Annotated in this window: 15 protein-coding genes; 13 read left to right on the top strand and 2 right to left on the bottom strand. The window is 49.7% G+C overall.

Annotation, left to right across the window (positions count from 1 at the left end; translation table 11 throughout):
- Positions 1-9 precede the first annotated feature (9 nt).
- From BUB81_RS12145 to der, 12 genes are all read left to right on the top strand, one after another.
- A complete protein-coding gene (locus tag BUB81_RS12145; RefSeq protein ID WP_073323100.1) occupies positions 10-366 on the top strand; it encodes a HesB/IscA family protein in 357 nt (118 codons plus the stop codon).
- A gap of 9 nt (positions 367-375) precedes the next feature.
- Positions 376-909 (top strand): putative Fe-S cluster assembly protein SufT, encoded by a 534-nt coding sequence (gene sufT / locus BUB81_RS12140; protein ID WP_073323096.1) that lies wholly within the window; start codon positions 376-378, stop codon positions 907-909.
- Positions 910-936: 27 nt separating this feature from the next.
- Entirely contained in the window at positions 937-1,347 is a 411-nt protein-coding gene (locus BUB81_RS12135) for a SufE family protein (protein ID WP_073323093.1), read from the top strand.
- A gap of 121 nt (positions 1,348-1,468) precedes the next feature.
- Positions 1,469-1,900: a nucleoside-diphosphate kinase gene (gene ndk / locus BUB81_RS12130; RefSeq protein WP_073323091.1), complete on the top strand. Its 432-nt coding sequence runs from the start codon at positions 1,469-1,471 to the stop codon at positions 1,898-1,900.
- Positions 1,901-2,023: 123 nt separating this feature from the next.
- A complete protein-coding gene (gene rlmN / locus BUB81_RS12125) occupies positions 2,024-3,142 on the top strand; it encodes a dual-specificity RNA methyltransferase RlmN (RefSeq protein WP_073323089.1) in 1,119 nt (372 codons plus the stop codon).
- Positions 3,143-3,185: 43 nt separating this feature from the next.
- A complete protein-coding gene (pilW, locus tag BUB81_RS12120; RefSeq protein ID WP_245819192.1) occupies positions 3,186-4,352 on the top strand; it encodes a type IV pilus biogenesis/stability protein PilW in 1,167 nt (388 codons plus the stop codon).
- A gap of 13 nt (positions 4,353-4,365) precedes the next feature.
- Positions 4,366-5,370 (top strand): RodZ domain-containing protein, encoded by a 1,005-nt coding sequence (locus tag BUB81_RS12115; protein WP_073323085.1) that lies wholly within the window; start codon positions 4,366-4,368, stop codon positions 5,368-5,370.
- A complete protein-coding gene (gene ispG, locus BUB81_RS12110) occupies positions 5,370-6,488 on the top strand; it encodes a flavodoxin-dependent (E)-4-hydroxy-3-methylbut-2-enyl-diphosphate synthase (RefSeq protein ID WP_073323083.1) in 1,119 nt (372 codons plus the stop codon). Before BUB81_RS12115 ends, ispG begins: the two co-directional genes overlap by 1 nt.
- 102 nt (positions 6,489-6,590) lie before the next feature.
- Complete coding sequence (gene hisS, locus BUB81_RS12105) at positions 6,591-7,871, top strand: histidine--tRNA ligase (RefSeq protein WP_073323081.1); 1,281 nt, start codon at positions 6,591-6,593, stop codon at positions 7,869-7,871.
- A 31-nt stretch (positions 7,872-7,902) separates the two neighbouring features.
- Entirely contained in the window at positions 7,903-8,520 is a 618-nt protein-coding gene (locus BUB81_RS12100) for a YfgM family protein (protein ID WP_073323079.1), read from the top strand.
- A gap of 57 nt (positions 8,521-8,577) precedes the next feature.
- Complete coding sequence (bamB, locus tag BUB81_RS12095) at positions 8,578-9,798, top strand: outer membrane protein assembly factor BamB (protein WP_073323882.1); 1,221 nt, start codon at positions 8,578-8,580, stop codon at positions 9,796-9,798.
- A 97-nt stretch (positions 9,799-9,895) separates the two neighbouring features.
- On the top strand, positions 9,896-11,341 hold the full coding sequence (der, locus tag BUB81_RS12090; protein ID WP_073323077.1) for a ribosome biogenesis GTPase Der: 1,446 nt from the start codon (positions 9,896-9,898) through the stop codon (positions 11,339-11,341).
- A gap of 99 nt (positions 11,342-11,440) precedes the next feature.
- On the opposite strand, the gene BUB81_RS12085 is transcribed toward der, so the two are convergent.
- Positions 11,441-12,520 carry a hypothetical protein gene (locus tag BUB81_RS12085; protein WP_139241572.1) on the bottom strand — a complete coding sequence of 360 codons (1,080 nt, stop codon included), beginning with the start codon at positions 12,518-12,520 and terminating at the stop codon, positions 11,441-11,443.
- A gap of 11 nt (positions 12,521-12,531) precedes the next feature.
- The gene (xseA, locus tag BUB81_RS12080; RefSeq protein ID WP_073323072.1) at positions 12,532-13,905 is read right to left on the bottom strand and encodes an exodeoxyribonuclease VII large subunit; all 1,374 of its coding nucleotides are present in this window, start codon (positions 13,903-13,905) and stop codon (positions 12,532-12,534) included.
- Between the two features lie 103 nt (positions 13,906-14,008).
- Between xseA and guaB the strand changes: the two genes are divergently transcribed.
- Positions 14,009-15,478, top strand: coding sequence for an IMP dehydrogenase (guaB, locus tag BUB81_RS12075; RefSeq protein WP_073323070.1), 1,470 nt, complete (start codon positions 14,009-14,011; stop codon positions 15,476-15,478).
- Positions 15,479-15,520 lie beyond the last annotated feature (42 nt).

The raw sequence follows: 15,520 nt of genomic DNA, 5'->3' as shown, positions 1-15,520 counted from the left end.
GAGCATACAATGACCGTTGAAACCTTTGTGCCCAGTCAGGATGTGGTGACGCTCACTGATAGCGCAATTAAACACTTTGAATCAAAACTGGCAAAGCAGCCGGGTAAAATTATTCGTTTGTCGACTAAGGTCAGCGGTTGCACTGGCTATGCCTACGTGCTGGACTTTGCCGACGCAAGCAAAGAAGACGACGAAATTCTCAACGTATCAGACCTGCTTACCGTTGCTGTTGCCAAAGATGCCCTGCAGTTAATTCGCAATACCGAAATTGACTATGTACAGGAAGGCATAAACGGCGTCATTAAGTACCACAATCCGAATGTTGTGGACGAATGCGGTTGTGGTGAAAGCTTTAACGTCGGGTAACCCTGCAGAATGAAACAAAAAATGGTAGTGACCGAACGCGAAGTGCGGTCACGCAAAGTCCCCTCCGGCGAAAAAGTAATGATACCGGGCGGCGAATTCGTCAATCTTACCCAGGATCTGGGCGGCAACTACACGGTTACCTGGCGCGGTAACATGCTGCGTATCGATGGTACAGATGCCGATGCGATAGGCAGAAAGCCGCAAGAGCTCGATTTTGAAGTACCCGCCGATGGAAAGATTGCTGAGCAACAAGTCTGGGACGCGCTGGAAACTATTTACGATCCGGAGATTCCCATTAATCTGGTGTCTCTGGGCCTCATCTACGCAGTTAAGCTGGACCAGGAGCAAGGCGCCGTAACGATTGATATGACGCTTACCGCACCAGGTTGTGGCATGGGCCCGGTATTAGTGGGTGATGTAGAGTATCGCGTTGGCTTAGTGCCTCATGTTAAATCCGTAAAGGTAGAGTTGGTGTTTGATCCGCCCTGGTCCAGAGAGATGATGAGCGAAGAAGCGCAACTTGAAGCCGGCCTGTTTTTTTAATTTCAGCAACGAAAAGTAATCCCGATTATGTCATTACCCTCAAGCGAAGAAATCATTGAAGACTTAGCCTTTTTTGATGATTGGGAACAGCGATACCAGTATATTATTGACCTGGGCAAGGCGTTGCCGCGCTTACAGGACGAACAGAAAACCCCTGAGCGTTTGGTAAAAGGCTGCCAAAGCAGTGTGTGGCTGGTAACTTCGGTTGATGCGGGCAAACTGCACTTCGATGCCGACAGCGATGCAGTGATTGTGCATGGTCTGCTGGCGCTGGTCATGGCGGCCTATAACGACAAAACACCCCAACAAATTCTGGATTTTGATATTGACGGTTATTTCGAGGCACTCGACCTTGAACGTCATATTTCCCCTACCCGTGGCAATGGGTTGCGCGCAATAGTAGGCAAAATTCAAACCCTGGCGAAGCAAACCGCGTAAACGCCTATTTCCCCCAATTGTGAAGATTTTTTGATAATTGTTGCTGTGCCCCTAGGCACAGCGCAAAAGATTGCCTATAATTCGCGGCCAAAATTTTTACTATTACAACCGGAGACAGAAGATGGCTCTTGAGCGTACTTTTTCAATTATTAAGCCTGATGCCGTTGCTAAGAACGTGATCGGTGCAATCTACAATCGTTTTGAATCTGCAGGTCTGCGCATCGTTGCTTCTAAAATGGTTCACATGAGCAAAGAACAAGCAGAAGGTTTTTATGCAGAACACAAAGAGCGTCCTTTCTTTGGTGCTCTGGTTGACTTCATGACATCTGGTCCGGTAATGGTTCAGGTATTAGAAGGCGAAAACGCTGTTGTTAAAAACCGCGAAATCATGGGTGCAACTAACCCAGCTGAAGCAGCTGCGGGTACTCTGCGCGCTGACTACGCGGTATCAATCGACGAAAACGCAGTTCACGGTTCTGACGCACCTGAATCAGCGGCTCGCGAAATTGCTTACTTCTTCTCTGAAGAAGAAATCTGCCCACGCACTCGATAAGACGCCGGGTTTTGATTAAAAAGGGAGCTTCGGCTCCCTTTTGCGTCTGTGCGTCACGGGTTATCCCGTGGTATTCTATGCAGGTTGCAACGTTAACGATGTTCACAGTAGGTTAAGTGCTTTATGGCTAAAACGAATTTATTGAATCTAAATCGGCAGGGAATGCGCGAGTTTTTCGCGGAGATGGGCGAAAAGCCGTTCCGTGCTGATCAGGTCATGAAGTGGATCTATCAGCAGGGCGTCAGTGATTTTGAGCAGATGAGTAATCTGAACAAACACCTGCGCGCGAAACTCATTGAGCATTGTGAAATTGTTGCGCCTGAAATCGCCTATCAGCAAAACGCAACCGACGGCACCATCAAGTTTGCCTTGCGTTTGGAAGGCGGTCAGGAAGTGGAGACCGTGTGGATCCCGGAAGCAGATCGCGCCACACTGTGTGTTTCTTCACAGGTTGGTTGTGCATTGGAATGTACCTTTTGTTCAACCGCACAGCAAGGCTTTAACCGCAACTTGTCTGTGAGCGAAATTATCGGTCAGGTGTGGCGGGTTGCCACCACATTGGGCTTATCTAAAGACACCGCGAAGCGCCCGGTAACTAACGTCGTTATGATGGGTATGGGTGAACCTTTACTGAACCTGAAAAACGTTGTGCCAGCCATGGATATCATGATGGACGACTTTGGTTTTGGTTTGTCTAAGCGCCGCGTGACACTTAGCACGTCAGGCGTTGTGCCAGCACTGGATATGCTGGGCGATCAGATAGATGTTGCCCTTGCCATTTCACTTCACGCGCCAAATGACGAGTTGCGCAACGAAATCGTGCCTATCAATAAGAAATACAATATTGAAACTTTCCTTGCCGGTGTACGCCGTTATTTAAGCAAGTCAAAGGCGAACCAGGGTAAGGTTACGGTTGAGTACGTGATGCTGAATCAAATCAATGATTCTACCGATCACGCTCACCAACTTGCCAAGGTAATGAAAGAAACGCCCTGTAAGATTAACTTAATTCCGTTTAATCCGTATCCGGGCTCGCCGTATACCTGTTCCAGTAACTCGCGTATCGATAGGTTCGCCAAAGTGCTGATGGAATATGGCTTTACCGTGATTGTGCGTAAGACAAGAGGCGACGATATTGACGCCGCTTGCGGCCAATTAGTCGGTGATGTCGTAGACCGGACTAAGCGCATGTTAAAAAAACAGATGAAGGGCGAGTCGATTTCGGTAAAAATGTCTCAATAATATAAAGGACGATAAGAGGTTAGCGCCCGCAATGAGAATAGTAATGCTAGTAACGCTACTGTGGTTATCAGGCTGTGTTAGCGAAAATCAGGGCGGCAATTTCAGCGCCGAGTTCGATCAGAATGAAGCGGCGAAAACCCGCATTTCACTGGGTCTGACCTATTTGAAAAACGGCAACTATACCCAGGCAAAAATGAATCTGGATAAAGCCTTGTCGTTTGCACCACGCCTGGCCGACAGTCATTACGGGCTGGCGTATTATTATCAGGTCGTCGGCGAGGTAGAGCGGGCAAGGGAAGCATACGAAACCGCAATGAGTCTGGCACCACGCAACGCCGATATCGCCAACAGCTATGGCGCGTTTCTGTGTCAGCAAGGCGACTACGAAGAAGCCAAAACCTTTTTCCTGCAGGCCGTGAATTCCAAGCAATACGCAAATTCAGCGGCGACTTACGAGAACATGGCGCTGTGTGCTCAGAGCCAGGGGCAGGGTGAAGATGCCATCGAATACCTCAACAGTGCCCTCAAACATCAGCCTGGCCGGGCAAAAACACTGTTTATTTTGACGGAAATGTACGTTGCTACCGAGCAGTATGACCTCGCTGAGCAAACGTTGCGTAAATACGAAAAAGTCGCCCGTGTATCGCCTGATTCTCTGTGGATGGCTATTGAAATAGCAACGGGCAAAGGCGACATATTAACCGCGAACGGCTACGGCGACATGCTGTTAACCATGTATCCTGATAGCCCGCTAACTAAACTCTATATCGACAGACAACAGAAACTGCCTCAGCCGGTGATTAAGGTTAAAACCAAGCCGCAGCAAAGTGTTAAGCCGGACACCGTGAGTGTGGCAGACTTGCAAGCCAGCACAGAGTCGAGCAACGCAGTAACGACACCTGCTGCTGACAATACGGTTGCTAAGCCAGAGTCTGCGGATAGCCAGCCGACAGTCGTTACCGACATCGCTAATGAAACCGACACCAATACTGATGACGCTGCCGATGCAGAAAGCGTTGCTGAGGATGCTGTTGCTGCCGAACCTGTTAAGTTTCACATTGTACAGCCTAAAGAAAACCTCTATCGGCTGTCACTGAAATACAATATAAAGCTTGATACCCTGAAAGCGTGGAATAACCTCGACAATAACGGGTCTATCAAAATCGGAACGAAATTATGGCTGGTACCGCCAGCTGAACAGACACAGTAATCTGGGTACATAAATGGATAAAGAGCAGCTGCTAGAAGCTGATGAACAGCACGTGCCGGCCACACCAAGCCCGGGACAATTATTACGGGAAGCTCGGGAAAAGCAGGGGCTTTCACAACAGGCTATCGCCGATAAGCTGTTTTTGCGGGTCAATATTATTTCTGATCTGGAAGAAAACCGTTTAGATGAAAATACCTCGGTTACCTTTTTTAAAGGGTATGTGCGTCTCTACGCCAAAAACGTTGGGTTGAACCCGGAAGAGTTGATTGCCCTGTTTGAGCAATACCATACCGCGCCAAAGCCGCCAGCCAAGCTGCAGAGTTTTTCAAAGCGCGTCGCTAAACAGGCCCATGACGACCGCTGGATGATGGTTACTTACATCATCGCGCTCATCTTGTTGGCCGGTGTCGTTGTTTGGTGGTATCAGCAACCTGCTAACGACGACGACTTTGTCCCGTCGTCGACCACAACATCGACTACCAGCAGTTCGTCAGCAGCCTCACAGCCAGCCGCCAGTGCTGTAAACACCAATGTTGATGATTCTGCGTATATAGAAAACAGTGACGAACAGTCAGACGCCTTGCTGAACGATGATGAAGCGGTAGCAGACGATACGTACCAGGATGAAGCCCTTACGACACCTGAAGTGTCAGATACCAACACTGCACCCTTAGAAGAGCAGGACAGTAGCGACATTACCGATTCAGACCTGGAAAGCCGACTTTCACTACCTGCAACAAATCAGGAAACTAGTCGGGATGAAGCTGGCAAGGTTGCACTGACATTTACCTTTGCAGGAGAGTGTTGGGTCAATGTCACAGACTCAACTGGTGAAGCCCTGGCTTTTGGCATCAAAGCCGAAGGGTATGTGATGTCGGTATCGGGTTTGCCGCCCTTCGAGGTTACACTGGGCGCGCCCCATGTTGTACAAATTGATTATGATGGTGATGCGGTCGATATGTCTGGGTTTGATCCCAAACGTACCGCGAAGTTTTACTTACCTATGCAGGAACAATAATGTTTGCTGATAGCCCTATTACGCGCAGAAAATCTACTCGTATTTATGTTGGCAAGGTGCCAATTGGTGATGGTGCGCCCATTGCCGTGCAGTCGATGACAAATACACCGACTACCGATGTAGAGGCGACCGTTGCGCAAATTAATCGCATTAAAGCAGTGGGAGGCGAGATTGTCCGCGTATCTATTCCCACTATGGATGCGGCAGAAGCGTTTAAGCAAATCCGCCAGCAAGTGGATATCCCGTTAATCGCTGATATTCACTTTGATTACCGCATTGCGCTGAAAGTGGCGGAATACGGTGTGGATTGTTTGCGCATTAACCCCGGTAATATCGGCAATATCGAACGGGTAAAAGCGGTTGTTGACTGCGCTCGCGATAAAAATATTCCTATTCGGATTGGCGTCAATGGCGGCTCATTAGAGCGGGATCTACAGGAAAAGTACGGTGAACCCACGCCGGAAGCTTTGCTGGAATCCGCCATGCGCCACGTTGATATCCTCGACAAGCTCAACTTCGACCAGTTTAAGGTATCGGTAAAAGCCTCTGACGTGTTCTTAGCCGTTGGCGCTTACCGTTTGTTGGCCAAAGAAATTGACCAGCCACTGCATTTAGGCATAACCGAAGCGGGTGGACAGCGGGCTGGCGCAGTGAAAAGTGCGGTTGGTCTGGGTATGTTACTGGCTGAAGGTATTGGTGATACGCTGCGCGTATCGCTGGCGGCCGACCCGGTAGAAGAAATCAAAGTGGGTTTCGACATATTGAAATCACTGCGTATTCGGTCTCGCGGCATCAACTTTATTGCCTGCCCAAGTTGCTCTCGTCAGGAATTCGACGTTATTGGTACGGTCAACGCGCTGGAGCAGCGCCTGGAAGATGTATTAACGCCTATGGACGTCTCCATTATCGGATGCGTGGTAAACGGTCCCGGTGAAGCGGAAGTGTCAGATCTGGGCCTTACCGGCGCGCGCAATATGAGTGGCTATTACCTAGATGGCAAGCGTCAGAAAGAGCGCTTGGCAAATGATGACCTGGTCGACCAACTGGAAAAACGTATACGTGCGAAAGCGGCAATGTTGGACGAACGCAATGCCATTGCGGTAACACAGAAAGACTAAAGCAGGCCGTTTTTCAGTGCCGATATAATCGGCAAGAATGTTTGTTGTTTAGTGCTAAAGCCCCTATAATGCGGGGCTTTTATGTAAGCTTGAGAGAAATAAGTGGCGAAGACAATTCAGGCTATCCGCGGAATGAATGATTGCCTGCCGACAGAGTCGGGTAAATGGCAACAAGTGGAAGCAACGATCCGTCAGGTGGTGGCCAGCTACGGTTATCAGGAAATACGTACACCGATTGTAGAAAGTACCGATTTGTTTAAACGGTCGATTGGTGAAGTCACGGATATCGTTGAAAAAGAAATGTATACCTTTGAGGACCGCAATGGCGATAGCCTGACGCTGCGTCCGGAAGGTACCGCCAGTGCAGTTCGTGCCGGTAATGAACACGGTCTTATTTACAATCAGCAACAGCGCCTGTGGTATATGGGACCGATGTTCCGCCATGAACGCCCGCAAAAAGGCCGTTATCGCCAGTTTCACCAGTTTGGTGTGGAAACCTATGGTTTAGAAAGTGCCGATATCGATGCTGAAGTGATTTTGTTGTCTGCCAGATTATGGAAACTGTTTGGTATTGAGGATGCGGTATCACTGCAAATCAATTCTTTGGGCTCTAATGAAGCTCGCCAGGCTTATAAGCAAACCCTGATTGACTATTTAAGCGCGCACAAGTCGCAATTAGACGAAGACTCGCTGCGCCGTTTGGAATCCAATCCTCTGCGCGTGCTGGACAGCAAGAACCCTCAGGTGCAGGAAGTGGTTGCTAACGCCCCTTCTTTACTGGATCACCTGGACGAGGAATCAGAAGCACATTTCAAAAAATTGTGTGAACTTCTGGACGCAGCGGGAATCCGATACGAAGTTAATCCGAAGCTGGTACGTGGCCTGGATTATTACAATCGCACCGTATTTGAATGGGTCACCGACAGTCTGGGAGCGCAAGGTACGGTTTGTGCTGGTGGTCGTTATGACGGTCTGGTAGAACAACTGGGCGGCAAAGCTGCGCCTGCGGTTGGTTTTGCCTTAGGTCTGGAGCGTCTGGTATTGCTACTGGAAACACTGGATAAAATAGAGGCCAACGACGCCGCTGCAGAAATTTATGTTACCGCGATGGGCGATGACACACTGGCTTATGCAAGTCAGGTTGCTGAAACCCTGCGTGATCAAAAACCTGCATGGCGTGTTATGTTGCATTGCGGCGGTGGTAACTTCAAAAAACAACTGAAACGGGCAGATAAAGCCGGCGCCGTCGTCGCATTGTTAATTGGCAGTGACGAAATGGCAGCCGGGCAGGTCTCCGTTAAACCATTGCGCAACAATGGTGAACAAATCACGGTGGCAGCCACTGAACTGCCACAGGTTTTGACTGGTATGCTTGCCGGGTAAACCAGGCAATATCAATTTACAGAGGTAAAACATGGAACAATTCGCTACAGAAGATCAACAAGTAGAAGCGATCAAGCAGTTTTGGAAAGACCATGGCACGTCACTCATTTTAGGTGCAGTGCTTGGCCTGGCGGGTCTATTTGGCTGGCAATATTACAGCGAATCACAAATGGAAACCAAAGAAGCGGCTTCTATTAGCTATCAGGACGCGTTAGAAACCCTGGTGGCTGACGATAATGCAGGGCCCATCTCTGCACTGATCGAGTCAGGTGAAGTCAGTGGCTACAGTGATCTGGCCAGCCTGATTGCGGCTAAACAAGCTGCAGATAAAGGCGAGCTGGAAGTGGCGGCAAGTTATTTGTCAAAAGTTGCGACCAATGGCAGCGATGAGAGCTTAAAGCAAGTAGCTGCTGTGCGTTTAGCGCGCGTACAACTGGCTTTAGAGCAACACGACAAAGCCCTGGCGACGCTGGATATTGCTAAAGACGAGGCGTTTGTGGCGCAAGTTGAAGAAACAAAAGGCGATATTTTTGCTGCGCAAGGGAACTTTGACAAGGCTCGCATGGCCTACTCTTCTGCTCTAGAAAAAAATACCAACAACCGTTTACTGCAAATGAAACTCGACAACCTTGCAGTAACAGCAGGATAGTGAATGACAGCAATAACTCGAAACATCTCACAGAACCGCGCATTACTGTGTAGCCGTATGTTTAAGCGGGTCGTCGTTGGCGCAATTATGATTGGTCTGACAGGGTGTTCAACCGTGTCCGATTGGTTTGCTGATGAAGAAGAACTGAAGATTCGCCGCATTCCGGCTATTCAGAACCAGATTACGCCAAAGGTGGTCTGGGATTATAATCTGGGCGATGGTGTTAACGGCTATTACTCACGTTTACGTCCGGCGTTTGCTAACGACAAAGTATTCGTGGCAGAACGCCATGGCGAAGTAGCGGCACTGGCCCCAGACACCGGCAAAGCACTGTGGCACAAAAACTTTGCTATCTTCCCTGACGAGTCCTTCTGGGACGACATTGCGCGCTTATGGCGCAGTGGCGCGTCGGCCAAGCTAAGCGCAATTGCCGCGGGTTACAACATGTTATTTGTTGCCTCTGAAGACGGTTTAGTGCGTGCGTTAAACGTAGATACGGGTGAGACCATCTGGGAAGCCACTGTCGCCGGTGAAATCCTGGCAACGCCAGCAATGGATGAAGGTATTCTGGTATTAAACACCGGTGCCGGCATTTTGTTTGGGCTGGACGTTAAAACAGGTGAACAGCTGTGGCGCAGTGAAACCGATGTTCCACCACTGAGCTTACGCGGGATCTCAGGTCCGGCTGCCTCAAATGGTGGTGCGCTAGTGGGTACCCCAACAGGCAAGCTGCAGGTAAATATTCTTAACAGCGGTATCCCAGCCTGGGAAACAGCCATTACGGCCCCATCGGGTGCGACTGAACTTGAACGTATTATTGACGTTGACTCAACGCCTGTGGTGTTTGGCACCAACGTCTACATCGTCTCCTACGACGGTACACTGGCGGCACTTGAATTGCACAGCGGTCGTATTTTGTGGAAACGCGAATACGGTTCTTACCGCGACCTTGCTGTCAGCGGTAATAAGATTTATGTGGTTGATAACCGTTCTATTGTTTATGCATTAGACCGTCGCAACGGCGTAGAGTTATGGTCGCAGGGTGGCCTGAAACAACGCAATCTTACTGCGCCTGTGGTTACCGACACGCATATCGTAGTGGGTGATAAATGGGGTCTGTTGCACTGGATTGATCAGGAAGAGGGCAGTTTAGTCGCCCGTTACGACCTGGGCGGTGATGACGAAGACGAAGCTATTTATACAGCACCGATTGTGGTCAATGATCTTATTGTGACGATTACCCGTGACGGAGACGTGGCTGCGTTATCCGCAAAATAATCCTCAGCGCTGAATAATGCGCAATATTTATATATAATTACACGGCCGCGTCTTTGACGCGGCCGTCTGTTTGTTTAACTCTGTAAGGAACATCACTATGTTGCCTGTTGTGGCGCTGGTTGGCCGGCCCAATGTGGGTAAGTCCACCCTGTTTAATCGATTAACGCATACCCGCGATGCGTTGGTTGCCGATTTTCCTGGTCTGACTCGTGACCGTCAGTACGGTCAGGCGAGTTATGAGCAGCGCCAGTTTATTGTGGTGGATACCGGCGGTATTACCGGCGACGAAGAAGGTATCGATGCCCGCATGGCCGCACAATCTTTACAGGCCATTGAAGAAGCCGATGTGGTGTTCTTTCTGGTTGATGCCCGTGCTGGCTTATTGCCTGCAGACCAGATGATTGCCGATCACTTGCGCAAGACAGACAAGCAGGTATTTGTGCTCGCCAATAAGGTTGACGGCATCGACGGCGATAGCGAGAGCGCCGAGTTTTATTCCATGGGGTTGGGTGACATTCACCAGATCGCCGCTGCGCATGGACGAGGCGTAGCAAAGCTCATACAGGACGCATTGGAACCTCTGGATGAAGAGTTTCCGGAAATGGCGGTCCGCAAAGACGAAGAAAAGTCTGAACTGGATCCTGAAGAGCAGTTAGAGCAACTGCAAAACCTGCCGATTAAACTGGCTATAGTGGGTAAACCTAACGTCGGTAAATCTACGTTGACCAACCGAATCCTGGGTGAAGATCGCGTTGTTGTTTACGACATGCCAGGTACTACCCGAGACAGTGTTCACATTCCACTTACCCGCGACGAACGTGAGTACGTATTAATCGATACGGCAGGGGTAAGAAAACGCAAGAAAGTGTCTGAAGCGGTTGAGAAGTTTTCTATTGTTAAAACCCTAAAGGCGATTGAAGAAGCGAATGTTGTCCTGTTGGTGATTGATGCACGGGAAGGGATTGCCGATCAGGACTTGAGCCTGTTGGGCTATGTGTTAAATTCAGGTCGTTCGCTGGTAATTGCCGTGAACAAATGGGATGGCCTGGATACCGACGTTAAAGACGATATTAAGCGTGAGCTAGACCGTCGTCTTGGCTTTGTTGATTTCGCCCGTCTTCACTTTATCTCGGCTCTGCATGGTACCGGCGTAGGCAACCTGTTTGAATCGGTCAATGAGGCATACAGAAGCGCGACCAAGCGCATCAATACGTCAATGCTGACACAAATTATGGAAATGGCTCAGGACGATCACCAACCGCCATTGGTTCGTGGACGTCGGGTAAAAATGAAGTATGCGCACGCGGGGGGGTACAATCCACCGGTTATTGTTATTCACGGTAACCAGGTAGACGATTTACCCAGCTCGTATAAGCGTTACCTGATGAACTATTTCCGCAAAGCACTGGACGTCATGGGCACGCCGATCAAAATTGAATTCCGCGAGGGTGCGAACCCGTTTGAAGGGAAGAAAAATCAGCTTACTCTGGCGCAGCAACGCAAACGTAAGCGCCTGATGGCTTATCATAAACAGAAAAAATAAGCCGGTAATCTGTCTTGGAATGAAAAGCGAAAGCATGTAGCGGCTTTCGCTTTTTTGTTTGCGGGGCAATATTTTATGCGGATGAGTATGAAATCGGGGCTATTTTAACGCCCGGCGGATCTCTTTCATCAGTGCCGATTCGGGCGGTACCTGTAAATGAGGAAAAGCGGCTTGCACGAGCCGATCGCTTATTCTCGCCGGAAATGTTGTACTGAATTTAACGAATTTATCTTCTATCTGAAAAACATAAATACTGGCAAACAGGGATTCACCGGTCTCGCTTTCCGCAAACATTTCTGCCATTACACCCGCGTTAGGTAAAAACGCCGACTCAACCGGCGTAAATAACTGCTGCATGGTAACTGCCATAGCCCTGGCTTTAGCGACTTCATTTGCCGTATCAACCGCCTTTTTAAGCTCCGCTTTTACACTAACATCTGAGGGCTGTGTCAGCGCTGAAAGCATGGGGTACACGGCTATATCCAGTATTGCTTCTTCGAATTCAGGGTGGGTATAGCGGGCTATCACGCCTCGAAATGGGTCCGGGTAAAGGTACCGTTGAGACAAGGAAAACGCATCAAGGGTCTCAGGTAAGTGTAGTTGGGCATTGTAATCACTGGCCCCCATGGCGGCATAGAGATACGGTGTACTGAAAACCTTCGCATTTTCTACGTGTTTCCACCACGTTAAAATGACCTGGCTGACGTCTGATGGAGAGACCGCACCCTGGTTCTGATGCCAGTATTCAACTGAAAACGTGTCGATAGAAACGCCTCGCCACTCTACAGAGAATTCAGTGACACTCTTGCGCGGCGAGTGAGCATTGCTGCTGTCTTCGGGTTGGGTAAGCTGGTTGCCAATGAGTAATTCGTAGTCATGCCGGCTGACCGAGGGACTGAGGTTCTCAAACAAGGCGAGGGAAGACAGTGCATTAAGGAAATCACCCGCGGGAATACCGTCGTTCTTACATTGATAGCTTTGTGGCAAGTCAGCCTGGCAGGCAGCCATGCCTTGCTCACTCAGATACGATGAAAATACGTTGATATCCAGCGCTATCGGCGTGTTTTCAGGCACGGGTAAGATTGGCTGAGCAGGAACCGGTGGAGTGACCTGATGTGCACAGCCAAGGATACACAACACAGAGGCTGTTGCTATCCATCGACAACTAAATTTAAACAAACATCCGTTCCTTATGGTGACTTGTCACTGTCCACGAGAGGCTGGCAGTGTGTCACGACACTGGTGATTTCCCCGTCTTTCACCCGGGTCACCAACGTATCTTGTGCAGCAATGTGTGCCACCGAGGTTACCGCTTTGTCGTTGTTCAGGGTAATTGAATAACCGCGCGATAACGTTGCTAATGGACTCACAGACTGTAATAAGTGAGCCGTCGATGCGAGTCGTTGCCCATTGGATTCCAGTTTGCGCTGCATAAGAGAGAGTAATCGTTGGTGGCTATGATGACACCGGCTCCGCAAGGCTTCAAGCCGTATTTCCGGATGCTGTCGTTGCAGACGATGTGACTGCGACTGCACGGCTTGTTGAGCCTGAGTAAGTCTTCGCGTCATCGCCTGATGCAAGCGCTGCTCGAGGCGGTCAATGCTTTGGCTTTGCTGATTCAACTGGGCCGACGGATGGCGTCGAATTAAGCGCTGTTCCAGGGTCATTAACCGATGGGTCTGGCGCTGAATCAGCGACTGCGTCGATTGAGACAACCTGCGCGTCAGGTTGCGGATCTGCGATAAAGACTCCGTCTGGTCCATAGACACCAGCTCAGCTGCCGCAGACGGTGTTGGCGCACGCAAATCAGCCACAAAATCGGCAATGGTGACATCGACCTCATGCCCAACGGCACTGACGACCGGAATCCCAGAGCGGGCGATTTCCCGGGCCAGCGATTCATCGTTAAAACACCACAGGTCTTCCATCGAACCACCACCCCGGGTGAGGAGTATCACGTCAACTTCATTGCGTTGATTGGCAACCCAAAGCTGATGCATTAACTGCCGGCTGGCTTGTTCGCCTTGTACCATGGACGGATACACAATGACTTCGGTTGCCGGACTGCGTCGTTTTAATACGCTTAATACGTCGTGAAGCGCCGCACCTTGCGCTGATGTAATAACCCCGACGCGTTTAATGACTTTTGGCAAGGATTGTTTACGACTTTGATCAAATAACCCTTCAGCTTGTAAAGAAAATTTTAATTTTTCAAAGGCCAGCTTCAACTGACCTTCGCCTTCAGGTTGTAACGTTTCTACAACCAACTGATAGTCACCCCGAGGTTCATAAAGGCCAACACTGGCTCTTACCAACACGCGATCACCTTCTCGTGGTGGTTGACGAACAACCCGGTTGGCAGTGCGAAACATCGCTGCCCGCACCTGTGCCTTGTCATCTTTGAGGGTGAAGTACCAGTGCCCAGAGGCCGCACGAACGAAATTAGAAATTTCAGCAGTGAGCCACACCAGGCCGATTTCACTGGTTAAAATGTTGCGTGCAAGGCGATTTAGTGTTGTTACCGTGTGAATTTTTTGCCCCTGAGGAGCGGTGTTGCTAACCATCGAATGAAAAAACCTCAGCTTTAATACAAATACAGTTTACCTGAAACTGAAAAAACACTACAATTGCGCCGCAATTAGGCCTTTACTACACAGGTGTTATTGCATGCTCAGAATCGCTCAAGAAGCGCTAACCTTTGACGATGTTCTATTGGTTCCTGCGCACTCCACAGTGCTACCGCACACGGCAAGTTTACAAACCCGACTGACCCGCGAGGTCACACTTAATATCCCTATGGTTTCAGCCGCAATGGATACGGTTTCTGAAGCGCGTTTGGCGATCGCCCTTGCCCAGGAAGGCGGGATCGGTTTCGTTCATAAAAATATGACGCCGGAAGAACAAGCCAAGCACGTTCGCGAAGTGAAGAAATACGAAAGTGGCGTAGTGTCTGATCCGGTAACGGTATCAGAAACTGACAAGCTTGGCGACGTCATTGCGCTAAGTAAACGCATGGGGTATTCCGGATTCCCGGTAACCGACAAAGACAACAATCTGATCGGTATTGTAACCGGTCGCGACCTGCGCTTTGAAAATCGCCTTGATTTGCCGGTGGGTAAAGTCATGACGCCAAAAGATCGTTTGGTTACGGTGAAAGAAGGTGCCAGCTCTGAAGAAGTACTGGAACTGATGCATGAACACCGTATTGAAAAAATCCTGGTTGTTGACGACGCGTTTAAACTGTCAGGTTTGATCACGGTAAAAGATTTCCAAAAAGCTGAAAGCAAACCCAATGCCTGTAAAGATTCATTAGGTCGCTTACGAGTTGGTGCTGCAGTGGGCGTAGGCCCTGGTACCGACGAGCGCATTGAACTACTGGTTGAGGCTGGTGTGGATGTGTTGTTAATCGATACCTCTCACGGTCATTCACAAGGTGTTATCGAGCGTGTTAAAACCGTACGTGCTAAATACCCTGAATTACAAATCATTGCGGGTAACGTTGCGACTGGCGACGGCGCAAAAGCGCTGGCCGAAGCAGGTGTGGATGCGGTTAAAGTGGGTATTGGCCCAGGCTCAATTTGTACAACACGTATTGTTACCGGTTGTGGTGTACCGCAAATCACTGCGATTTCTGACGCCGTTGCGGCGCTGGAAGGTACGGGTATCCCTGTTATTGCTGACGGCGGTATCCGCTTCTCGGGTGATATCGCAAAAGCGCTGGTAGCCGGAGCGAGCTGTGTCATGGTAGGCAGCATGCTGGCCGGTACGGAAGAAGCGCCGGGTGAAGTTGAACTTTATCAGGGCCGTTACTACAAGTCGTATCGCGGTATGGGTTCACTGGGTGCCATGAACCAACGCAATGGATCATCTGACCGTTACTTCCAGGAAAGCGACAACGCTGAGAAGCTTGTTCCTGAAGGGATTGAAGGCCGTGTAGCGTATAAAGGCCCTATTGCGAATATCATTCACCAGCAAATGGGTGGCTTACGTTCGGCTATGGGGCTGACAGGTTGTGCGACCATTGCTGAGCTAAACACCAAGCCACAATTTGTGCGGGTAACAGCAGCTGGTATGGGTGAGTCTCACGTACACGACGTTAGCATTACCAAAGAAGCGCCTAACTACCGTTTAGGCTAAGCACATCCCAAAGCGATTATCACAGGCTGGTTTTATACCAGC

The organism is Marisediminitalea aggregata (genome assembly GCF_900129565.1).
Lineage (GTDB): Bacteria > Pseudomonadota > Gammaproteobacteria > Enterobacterales > Alteromonadaceae > Alteromonas > Alteromonas aggregata.
The sequence above is the reverse complement of the archived record's forward strand: the minus strand, read 5'-3'. Positions and strand labels throughout refer to the sequence as shown.